This window comes from Flavobacterium sp. J372, assembly GCF_024699965.1.
Lineage (GTDB): Bacteria > Bacteroidota > Bacteroidia > Flavobacteriales > Flavobacteriaceae > Flavobacterium.
The window spans coordinates 2510055-2521689 of sequence record NZ_JAJOMZ010000004.1 but is presented as its reverse complement, the minus strand read 5'-3'; the positions used below and the strand labels follow the sequence as shown (position 1 = coordinate 2521689).

General features: G+C 42.4%; 7 protein-coding genes. 2 read left to right on the top strand and 5 right to left on the bottom strand.

What is annotated here, in order from left to right; translation table 11 throughout:
• Positions 1 to 582: a hypothetical protein gene (locus LRS05_RS12450; RefSeq protein WP_257868616.1), complete on the top strand. Its 582-nt coding sequence runs from the start codon at positions 1 to 3 to the stop codon at positions 580 to 582.
• 29 nt (positions 583 to 611) lie between these two features.
• Here the strand turns inward: LRS05_RS12450 and LRS05_RS12445 are convergent, their stop codons facing one another.
• The 4 genes from LRS05_RS12445 to uvrA all read right to left on the bottom strand — a co-directional run bounded on the left by LRS05_RS12445 (position 612) and on the right by uvrA (position 9742).
• Positions 612 to 3017, bottom strand: coding sequence for a thiamine pyrophosphate-dependent enzyme (locus LRS05_RS12445; RefSeq protein ID WP_257868615.1), 2406 nt, complete (start codon positions 3015 to 3017; stop codon positions 612 to 614).
• Positions 3018 to 3198: 181 nt separating this feature from the next.
• Positions 3199 to 6021 carry an aminopeptidase gene (locus LRS05_RS12440; protein ID WP_257868614.1) on the bottom strand — a complete coding sequence of 941 codons (2823 nt, stop codon included), beginning with the start codon at positions 6019 to 6021 and terminating at the stop codon, positions 3199 to 3201.
• Positions 6022 to 6157: 136 nt separating this feature from the next.
• Complete coding sequence (locus tag LRS05_RS12435) at positions 6158 to 6883, bottom strand: TIGR00730 family Rossman fold protein (protein ID WP_257868613.1); 726 nt, start codon at positions 6881 to 6883, stop codon at positions 6158 to 6160.
• Positions 6884 to 6910: 27 nt separating this feature from the next.
• Positions 6911 to 9742, bottom strand: coding sequence for an excinuclease ABC subunit UvrA (uvrA, locus tag LRS05_RS12430; RefSeq protein WP_257868612.1), 2832 nt, complete (start codon positions 9740 to 9742; stop codon positions 6911 to 6913).
• 628 nt (positions 9743 to 10370) lie between these two features.
• Here uvrA and LRS05_RS12425 point away from each other — a divergent pair.
• Positions 10371 to 10616, top strand: a complete 246-nt coding sequence (locus LRS05_RS12425; RefSeq protein WP_257868611.1) for a hypothetical protein — start codon at positions 10371 to 10373, stop codon at positions 10614 to 10616.
• Between the two features lie 113 nt (positions 10617 to 10729).
• Here LRS05_RS12425 and LRS05_RS12420 read toward each other — a convergent pair whose 3' ends face one another.
• Positions 10730 to 11560: a hypothetical protein gene (locus LRS05_RS12420; RefSeq protein WP_257868610.1), complete on the bottom strand. Its 831-nt coding sequence runs from the start codon at positions 11558 to 11560 to the stop codon at positions 10730 to 10732.
• Positions 11561 to 11635: the final 75 nt, after the last annotated feature.

Below are 11635 nucleotides of genomic sequence, written 5' to 3'. Positions count from 1 at the left end.
ATGAAAAAAATCCTAATTATTAGTATGGCAACAATGCTGCTATTTGCGTGTAAGCGCGATAGCACCTTAGACAATTCAGAAGCAAAAGCTGGGGACTCTATTACGGCAGTGCAAAACCCAGACACGGACAAAGCCGAGGATACAGCAAATTCAGATCACTGTAAAATAGCAACAGATTTTTTAAAGCACTACGCAACAAACTATGAAAGGATTTATGAGGAGGAATTTGTAACTTATGGAGCCCCTTACAGTCTGGATTTCAAAGTTGTAGATAATTATATTGAAAACGCGAAGTTGCCCCGATATTTTACAGACCGTTATATTAGAAATTTAATTTCAGCCTTTGTAGCAATAGATAAGCACTTAAAGGCCTACCCCCAAAACGATGGGACGGTGGATGGTTTAGAAAGTGACTTAATACTCCATTCCCAGGAACCTGAAGAGTTATTGGCTCAAATAATCAGCGGCAAAATAAAGTGCGCAAAGTTAGTACCGGATAATGTTTTGATCGATTTTCAAAATGGACATAGTTTAATTTTTAAATTTCATGGCCATGAAATTGATGATATCGAATTAAAATAAAAACCCCGGAAGTCCCGGGGTTTTTATTTTTAGTAAAGCGCCGGATATTTCTCCGGATTTGCCTCATGCATAATTGCATATACTTTTTCGTAAATATCTTCAACCGATGGCTTAGAGAAATAATCCCCGTCTGTTCCGTATGATGGCCTGTGGGCTTTTGCAGCCAGCGCTTCAGGTTTACTGTCAAGGTAATTATAAGCATTTTGTACGTCAACTACCTGCTGCAATATATAAGCCGATGCACCCCCGGGTACATCCTCATCAATCACTAAAAGCCTGTTGGTTTTTGAAACGCTTTTTGCAATATCGTGGTTAACGTCAAACGGAAGCAAAGACTGCACATCTATAATTTCAGCATCAATACCTGCCTCAAGCAGTTCTTTTGCGGCCTGCTCCACAAGGCGCAGGGTAGAGCCGTATGATACAAGCGTTATGTCTTTACCTTCTTTAATGGTTTCTGTAACACCTATAGGCGTACGGAACTCGCCCAGGTTCGCCGGCATCTTTTCCTTAAGCCTATAGCCGTTAAGGCATTCCACAACCAGTGCAGGTTCATCTGTTTCAAGTAATGTGTTATAGAAACCTGCCGCTTTGGTCATATTTCGTGGTACAAGCACATGAATACCACGTATAGCATTGATGATCATGCCCATTGGTGAACCTGAATGCCAGATACCTTCAAGCCTGTGCCCGCGTGTCCTTATAATAAGCGGAGCTTTCTGCCTGCCTGATGTACGGTATTGTAATGTGGCAAGGTCGTCGCTCATTATCTGGATAGCATACAATAAGTAGTCAAGGTATTGTATTTCAGCAATAGGGCGCAGGCCGCGCATTGCCATACCAATACCCTGCCCCAGGATTGTAGCTTCGCGTATACCGGCATCACACACACGGAAATCTCCAAACCTTTCCTGAAGGCCTTCAAGCCCCTGGTTTACATCGCCGATGCCGCCGCAGTCTTCACCAAAAACAAGAGCATTTTTATGCTTGTCAAAAATGGCTGCAAAATTATCACGCATTATTACCCTGCCGTCAACTTCTTCGGTCGAAGCGTTATATTCGGGCAATACCTCTTTTACTGCAAATACATTTTTATCAGATTGCGAGAAGAGGTGTGAACTGAACTTCGGCTGAATTTTCTCCGTATAAGAAGTTATCCAGGCTGCAAGTTCTGCACGGCCGGCATTGTCGCCAATCATGCGCAGCGATTTGCGTGCAGCTACAAGCAGGTCTTTACGGATAGGTTCTTTTATTGCGGCAACATCATTTGCATTCTTCTCAATAAATACTTTATTATCGCTTTGTGCAGCTACTTTATTCAGAATAGAAACAAGCTCTTTCTGTTCCTGCTTCATAGGCTCAACGAAAGCCGACCATGCCGCCTTCTTGCCTTCAAGCACATCTTTCTTAGCCTGGTTGTCAATTGTCTCAAGTTCTTCTGCTGTGGCAATGCTGTTCTCAATCATCCAGTTGCGCATTTGCAGTATGCAGTCAAACTCGCCCTCCCATGCAAGGCGTTCCGCATTTTTGTAACGCTCGTGCGATCCTGAAGTAGAGTGGCCCTGTGGCTGTGTAAGCTGGTAAACGTGTACCAGAACGGGCACATGCTCTTCACGTGCCACGGCCGATGCTTTTTCATAAGCCGCCACAAGCTCAGGGTAATCCCAGCCTTTTACGGTGATGATTTCATAGCCTTTGGCATTATCATCACGCTGGAAGCCTTTTAATATTTCTGAGATATTCTCTTTCGTTGTCTGGTGGCGGGCATGTACCGAAATTCCGTAGTCGTCATCCCACACGCTTATCACCATTGGTACCTGGAGTACACCTGCCGCATTTATAGTTTCAAAAAACAGGCCCTCACTGGTACTGGCGTTGCCAATAGTACCCCATGCAACCTCATTTCCATTAATTGAGAAATTGGTCTTATTTTCAATACCTGTTACATTACGGTATATCTTTGATGCCTGTGCAAGCCCTAAAAGCCTCGGCATTTGCCCTGCAGTAGGCGATATGTCTGAACTTGAGTTCTTTTGTTGTGTCAGGTTTTTCCAGTTGCCGTTCTCGTCAAGGCTGTGTGTGGCAAAATGCCCGCCCATCTGGCGCCCGGCCGACATAGGGTCGTGCTCCAGGTCGCTGTGGCCGTAAAGCCCTGCAAAAAACTGCTGTATATTAAGTGCACCTATCGCCATCATAAAGGTCTGGTCCCTATAGTAGCCTGAACGGAAATCTCCATTCCTGAAGGCCTTGGCCATTGCCAGCTGCGGCACTTCTTTACCATCGCCGAAGATGCCGAACTTCGCTTTGCCTGTAAGCACTTCCCGGCGGCCCAGAAGGCTGCATTCACGGCTTACAACCGCTATTTTATAGTCATTTATTACTTCTGCGCGGAAGTCTTCAAAGGAAAGCTCCTTTTTTGTCTCTGTTTCTGTCATAAAAACCGTAGTTGTGGATTTACAAATTTAAATAAAAGAATGACATATCATAGAAACCGCTAAAAATTTTGATTAGGGTATTTATAACAAAACTATTGCTAAATGATTTTTTGATAAAAGATATTCATCAAATCAGGAATAAATTTAAAGGAAATGTATTTTTATGGAAGAATGTTGTTGTTTACAGCCATTTCCTTGTAAAGAGATTTATCAACGTACTTGGGCTAATAGTTACCGTAAAACGAATCTTTTCACCATAATTATTGTCAATTTCAAAGCCATTGCTTGAATATACAGGGAAATAAAGCTCAAAATAATCAGGCACCAAATTCAGGCGGATGCCACTGTCCCAAACAAATTCTGCATCTCTGTACTTGTTACGGAAAAAGCCTGCATCGCCATATACTTCTACCCAGTTCCAGATATTGAAGCTGCCGTTTACAGTAGTCATCCATTGGTTGGCATATCGCGTGTCAAGCTTTGATTTGAAACCGCCCTCGGCTAAAATGAATTGTTGGCTAAATAGCCCCGTTTCCTCAGATCTTCCGTAGAAGTTGTAGTCAAAAAGATAATCGGTCGGCCTGTCCAATCCAAAGCTAAAGAACTCGCTGGTTGTATTGCGGTACAGGAACATACCGGCATACAAGCGCAGGTTTATCTGCCGGTTATTATTAAACAGTCGGCGGAACTGGATTTCACCTGATAGCTTACCGAAGTTGTCAGAGAATTGTGCATCAGTAAAATAGCTGTAAAGCCTTGTAATGGTGTTTTCAAACTTGCTGTAGCGCAGGTTGAAAACCGAATAGTTTTCATTTTGTTCAGTTGTGTTCGCGAATACCGATGCTTCACGGTCAACCATAACATGGCGTACTAATATGAATTGTTTTTTATTCTCGCGATAGTCATTATCCCTTATACGGAATTGGATGCTCGGCGTGAACTTTACATAGGCAGCATCAGGTGCATAATGATAGGTTGAGCCTGACAATCCGTAGCGAATGTTATACAGGCTGCCTTCGCGGATGTAGTGGTTATAAAGGAATCCAACCGAACCAATAAGGCTTTGTGTTTTGGATGAATATGTCGGCTCTATATCAAATATAAACGGCTTTTCCAAAAGCGATTTGTTGTGGAAGCGCATACCCACGGAAACACCATCATAGAGATTATAAACAAAGCTCGGTACATAAAATACCTGGTTATAACGAGGGTCTTCCAAATCCTGGAAAAAGGTAAACTTAAAAGGCCTGTTGTTAGGGAAAAACTTACCAAGGCGATGCCAGTTGTTGCGGGTATTATATTCGGGCATGGCGTTATTGTAGTTCAGCACTAGCTTTTCGGCACCATTTCGCGGAATTACAAGCGTACTGTCAGCCTTCACATTATTAATCCACTGCTTAAAAACCACTTCGCCTTTATTAATACCGAATAATGACACAGGTACATCAGCCCCTGTACGATTCTTTACTGTAACAGCTACTGAATCTTTATTTTCCTTTACATCTTCAAACCTGAAGTCAATCAGCTCACGTGTTTCAACAACCGTATCAAAAAACCAGTCGGTGTTCTTAGCGGTGTTTTTATTGAGTATCGCCCTGAAGTCTTCACGGGTTGTTTGTTGTGTTTTGTTCAGCGCACAGAATTCGGAAAAGCTTTTTTGTACAGCATCATTCCCCAAATAATCATCAAGGTAATTAATGCTAAGCCCTGCGCGGTACTTGCCCGAAATCTGCTCGTTGAACTTAATGAAAGTATTCTTTGGGTCACCAATAGGCTGGTCAAGGTTTTTGCGCGCCATGAGCAGGTAAAGGTAATTGTATTGCCCGTTGAACGGCACCCGGAAAAGGTTATGCCCGCGAAGTATTCCCCAGTTAGCAAGTGTCCCGGTCATGTGCTTATCAGGGTGGTACTCATCAATATATTTCATCATCAGGTGCATCTGTATACCGTCATACAGCCAGTTATCTTTGCGTGGATCAAGCTTCAGAGTATTCTTAAGATAATTATTCAGGTACGTTTTAAGGAAACGCACTTCGTACAGAAATGAGTCAGGAAACGGACTAAGAAATGCCGGAAGCTGATTAAGGCCATATACTGGGTTGCGGTCATAATCGGTCTGCGAGACTGTAATTTTTTCAAAAGGATAGTCACCAAGATTCTCTTTTACAAAGCTTACCACATTCTCAATTACGAGCGTCCGCTGCATGTCAGTGGTCTTAGTTGTCTTAAGGCTGGTTACAACTTCAAAGCCATCAAAATTATAGCGTTCAAAAGCTGTTGCACCATTTTCAAGATATAGGCTGAAATCTGTCCGGCCTTTACCTGAAAAGCCAACTGTGTTTTTTCCTGAAGGCTTTATGACATTAAAACTATTGAGATCAGATGTTATGGTATAACCTTCAGGCGCTGTAAGCTGCAGTTCAAAATCGGTAACCGAATTTGCTATGTCATCAAGATTTTCATTGCTGTGGTAAACAAACGCTCCATTTTCGAGCCGGGCAGGGGTGAGGTACCAGTTTTTCAGTACCATAGTACCTTTGTTATCGAAGCCGTATCGGGTAAATCGGTCGTTAGGGATTTTTACACCATAGTCGAGTTTTAATGTAATACTTTCTCCGGGTTGTAATGGTTGCACAAGCTTCACTTCAACAATATCGGGATGCTTTTCTGGGCGGGCGTATTCCAGTTCCGTGTTTTCGGAAGTTACGGATTTTATAGCTGTAAATCCACGGTCAGCATCGGGCGCCATATGGAAAGCCCGCACAAATTCGTCGGCAAACCTGCGGGCCAGGGGCGTTTCTTTGTTAGAGTACGCATTTATCCAGTCGTTAAGCACAATGGTATTCAGCGCCACATTAGAACTGTTGGTAAATGTGATTTCCTGCTGAATGCTTATAGTATGTGCATTAGTATCTACATCCGCAACAATCCTGTTAAGGTTTTGGGAGTAAAGGCAGGCGCATGTAAAAAATATAATAATTGAGAGAAGCCCCTTTAATTTCAATTCGCGTAAATATTATTCGTCAATTTCATAGCGTTGTTGCCAACATCATCTTCATGCAACTATATACGCAAGATACAAAAATTGGGATGCGGTTGCTTCTTTAAATGTTAAAAGCCACCCGAAGGTGGCATTTTTATTAAAAGTTAGGGCTAAGCTGGTATTTTTTGTAGAAGTTGTCAATTACTTCAACCACTTCATCCTCTGTATCTACAAGCCTTATTAGCTTCAGATCATCAGGGCTGGCATTGGCATAACGCTGTATCATTACAGATTCAATCCAGTCCATCAGCCCGCTCCAAAATTCACGGCCTACAAGTATGATAGGAAACTTCGCAATCTTCTTAGTCTGGATAAGGGTTATCGCCTCAAACATTTCATCAAGCGTACCGAAACCACCGGGCATTACCACAAACCCCTGCGAATACTTCACGAACATTACTTTACGAACGAAGAAATAATCAAAATTAAGGTTCTTGTCACGGTCTATATATGGATTAAAGTGCTGTTCGAAAGGTAATTCTATATTAAGCCCGCAGCTAGATCCGCCGCCTGCATGTGCGCCTTTATTACCGGCTTCCATAATTCCGGGGCCGCCGCCTGTAATAACACCGTAGCCCGCTTTTGCAATCTTTTCTGCAATCTTTTCTGCAAGCAGGTAGTATTTGTCCCCCGGCTTAGTACGTGCAGAACCGAATATGGAAACACTCGGCCCGATACGCGCCATAGTTTCAAATCCGTTCACAAACTCGCTCATTACCTTGAAGATAGCCCACGAATCATTACTGCGTATCTCCTGCCACGTCTTTTGTTTTAAGCGGTCGTGGATGCGCTCATCATCGTCATTGTATATCTCTTTTGACATCTTTTTCTAAATTTTTAAACAAACGCGCTAAGATAGTTCTTTTTTCAGGAAGTGCGCTGTATAACTTTTCTTGTTTTTTGCTACCTCTTCCGGAGTACCCTTGGCTACAAGCTGTCCGCCGCCTTTACCCCCTTCGTAACCAATATCAATAATATAGTCGGCCAGCTTTATCACATCCAGGTTATGTTCAATGATAAGCACGGTATTACCTTTATCTACCAGTTTGTTGATGACTTCCATGAGTACACGTATGTCTTCAAAATGAAGGCCTGTGGTTGGCTCATCAAGAATGTAGAAGGTGTTGCCGGTATCTTTCTTTGAAAGCTCTGATGCCAGTTTTATCCTTTGTGCCTCACCACCGGAAAGCGTTGTACTTTGCTGCCCGAGCGTGATATAGCCCAGCCCAACATCCTGTATCGTCTTGATCTTGCGGTAAATTTTCGGGATGTTCTCAAAGAACGGTACAGCCTCGTCAACCGTCATGTCAAGCACATCACTGATAGATTTTCCTTTGTAACGGATTTCCAGCGTTTCACGGTTGAAGCGCTTGCCCTGGCAGGTCTCGCATTCTACATAAACATCAGGGAGGAAACTCATTTCAATAACTCGCAATCCTGAGCCCTCGCAGGTTTCGCAACGGCCGCCACTCACGTTAAAGCTGAAACGCCCCGGCTTGTAACCGCGTATCATGGCTTCCGGTGTCTGCGTAAACAATGTGCGTATTTCGCTGAAAACATCAGTGTACGTGGCAGGGTTACTACGCGGTGTACGCCCAATCGGCGACTGGTCAATATCTATAACTTTATCAATATGCTCAAGGCCTTCAATCTTTTTATATGGCGCCGGTTTTTTAACAGCGTTGAAGAAATGTTCGTTAAGGATAGGGTAGAGCGTCTCGTTTATCAGCGTTGATTTACCGCTGCCCGATACCCCTGTAACGCAAATCATCTTACCGAGTGGTAGCTCAATGCTCACGTTCTTCAGGTTATTGCCTGTCGCGCCTGTCAGCTTCAGCAACTTACCATTGCCTTCGCGGCGTTTTTTAGGCACGGCAATTTCTTTTTCGCCATTGAGGTAAGCGGCTGTAAGCGTGTGCTCCTGAAGCAGTTCCTGCGGCGTGCCTTTGCTCACAATTTGTCCGCCAAAACGCCCAGCAGCGGGGCCTATATCAATAACATAGTCGGCTCGCTCAATCATGTCTTTGTCATGTTCAACAACCAAAACTGAGTTGCCTATGTCACGCAATTGTTCCAGCGATTTTATGAGTTTCTCATTATCACGCTGGTGCAGGCCTATGCTTGGCTCATCGAGTATATAGAGCACCCCGACGAGTTGAGAACCTATCTGTGTGGCAAGCCGTATCCGCTGTGCCTCACCACCTGAAAGTGTGCGCGAACTGCGGTCAAGCGCCAGGTAATTCAGGCCTACATCAACCAAAAATCCAAGACGGGCTTTGATTTCTTTTATAACTTCAGCGGCAATTGCTTTTTGCTTTTCGGTAAGGTTATCTGTCAGGTCTTCAAACCATTGCGCGAGGTCTGATATGTCCATATTGGCAAGTTCGGCGATGTTTTTGCCATTGACTTTAAAGTATAGCGACTCTTTTTTAAGGCGGGTGCCGTGGCAAACAGGACATTTCACTTCATCCATGAAATCTTTTGCCCAACGCTTAATGGAAGCCGACCCGCTCTCGTCATACTGGTTTTTGATGAAACTCGAAATTCCTTCAAAATCAATTTTGTACTCACGGTTTACGCCCAGTGTTTTGCTGTTTACCGTGAATTTTTCTTTACCGCCGTTCATAATCATCTCCATCGCTTCCGCGGAAATTTTTTCAACAGGGTCAGTCAGCTTAAAGTCGAATTTCTCGCCAATAACCTCTAACTGCTTGAAAATCCAAGAACTCTTGTATTCACCCAGCGGTGCAAAACCGCCCTTTTTAATGCTAAGCTTAGGGTTCGGGACAATCTTTTTCATGTTGATCTCGTTCACCACGCCAAGGCCGTTGCAATTGTCACACGCGCCTTTTGGAGAGTTGAAAGAGAAGTTGTTAGGCTCCGGATTCGGGTAAGAGATACCGCTAGACGGGCACATGAGGTTACGGCTGTAATAACGGACCTCGCCGCTTTCCTGCTCAATAACCATCATGACGTCATCGCCGTGGTGCATTGCAATTTTAATGCTGTCGCTCAGGCGTTTCTCAACATCTGCAGAGGCGTCAACAGCCATTCGGTCTATCACGGTTTCAATGTCGTGAACTTTGTAGCGGTCCAGCTTCATGCCGCTTTCAATGTCGCGGATTTCGCCGTCAACACGTACTTTCAGGAATCCCTGCTTCGATATTTGTTCAAATAATTCCCGGTAATGGCCTTTGCGTGAACGGATTATAGGCGCAAGTATGGTAATGCGCTTGCCGGTAAACTTTTCAATGATCAAGTCTTGGATCTGGCTGTCGGTGTAGCTTACCATCTTCTCGCCGGTTTCATAACTATAAGCATCAGCGCCACGGGCGTAAAGCAGACGCAGGAAGTCGTAAATCTCTGTAATTGTGCCAACTGTAGAGCGTGGCGACTTACTTGTCGTCTTCTGCTCGATAGCGATAACTGGTGAAAGTCCGTCTATTTTATCAACATCGGGGCGTTCCAATCCGCCCAAAAACTGGCGGGCATAAGCTGAGAACGTTTCAATGTAACGGCGCTGACCCTCGGCGTAGATGGTATCAAAGGCGAGTGACGACTTACCTGAGCCTGATAAACCCGTGATAACCACCAGTTTTTCGCGAGGAATGGTGACGTCTATATTTTTAAGATTGTGGGCGCGGGCCCCAAGTACTTCAATCGATTCTTCGTGATTTAGCATAGCATTTTTGCAAAAACGCAAAGGTACTGTTTTTCGAAAGATTTTCAGTTAGGGTAGAGGGGGTAAGGTTGTGTTAAAGAAATTTCTCCAAAAATCGACTTGCACTCCTGGAAAGTAAGAGTGAGTATTTTAACGTTTAATTAATAGGTTAATCCTTGCGGTTTATTCGATTTAATTTTTGTGCTTTGCGCCAGATTTTGCGGACTTCTTAAAACTGTATTAGATGGCCTAAAATAATAATCGATGAACTGCACGTTTTTGAACGGGTTTTGTAATAACGATCCGAAAGTGTCGCCGTAACTTTGCAAAAATCTAAATTCAAGTTTTGGGGCTAAGTTTTGAAGAAGCTGTTCTTTGAAATACTGAAACTGATTTTTTCATTCCATAATTATATTTTTGTAACGCGGACGACGCGGATTTGACGGATGACCGCGGATTTTCCTTTGGAGTTGCAATGCTTTTGCTTAGAACGGCTCCACATAATGTTTTACCCATCAAGTATACAGCAACTTAGCTACCTTATTTTTAACCAATCTATTTACAAATTCCTTAGAAACAGTTATTTAGAATTTCTCTAACATTGTTTGTGCGTAACTTTATATCATAGTAACCCAAAAAATAAATTGTTATGGACATTCAATTAGCAAAGTGTTGCGGTAACTGCGACCATCATATAAAAGGCCAGTTGTGCAACGTACACGAAATTATCACGGCTGATACCCAGGCCTGCCAGGCTTATGAGTTCCGTGCGGCGCTTAGCAGAGAAACCGATTGTTTAAAATGCACTAAATTCCAGACAGAGCACTGTCCGCACCCAAACAAAGCCAGCGAAGGTATGATGTGTACGGTGTACTATCCAAGGATTGTGGCATAAAAATTATTTAAGGTTTAAAAGTTGTAAAATAGAACCTAATAATTGGGCTCCTGCTTTGGCAGGGGCTTATTATTTTTGTATAACTAAAATTGTAAGCCAATATACAATAGCATTTAATTCTTTTTAGTTATTCTAAGGATTGTATGAATTGTAGCTAAATAGTAATAGAACATCCAGCTATACCAAACGGCTTTATTATAATCGACTTTTTGTGCTTTATTGTGATGTCTGATTCCAAAATTATTTACAATATTAAATAAGTCACTTTCATCTTTTCTATCTAAATGTTCTTTTATTTCCGGCCGTAAAAATTCCATAACATCAGCAAGTTCTCTAATCGCCTCCTTACGATCATCTAATGTTGACCTATGACGTCGAAATTTCAAAATGGCATTATCCATCTTATTTTGAATGTTTTCAAAATCTTGAGTGGGAATCTCAGCATTGAACAAATTTGACAAACCATTCTCAGAATTGATTAGAATTTCACCATCAACTGATATTTCATAACCATCTTTATATTCTTTTAAAATTGGATTTACAACTTCTCTAAAATGGTCTTTTCCCATTTCATCATTAAAAGTATAATAATGGTAACCACAATTATTCCAGCTGTGATGACCTCCATCTAATCCAGCAGAACAATGATCATGTAAAAATTCAATCACATCAAAAAGATCATCTTCAGAGTAATTGTTAATATACCTTTCTATTGGATACAATCTTTCTTTCTTTAGATTAATAAACATAATAGATTCTATATCTTCACCTAATCTGCCTGGCAAATAGCCGTCGGTACAATCAATCCCAAAATAATTCTGGAAATAGCCATCATGCGATAATTGTCTATATACCATCAAAAAAATCCGTTTGAATGTATCCAGATCTACCTTTTCATCAGTAACCTTACCAGTTCTTACAGAGTAATATTTCCTTTTAATCATATTTAGATTTTTGCCACTAACATACAAAATAACCCCAAACCCGCAACTCTCAACCATAAACAAAAATTAACATCT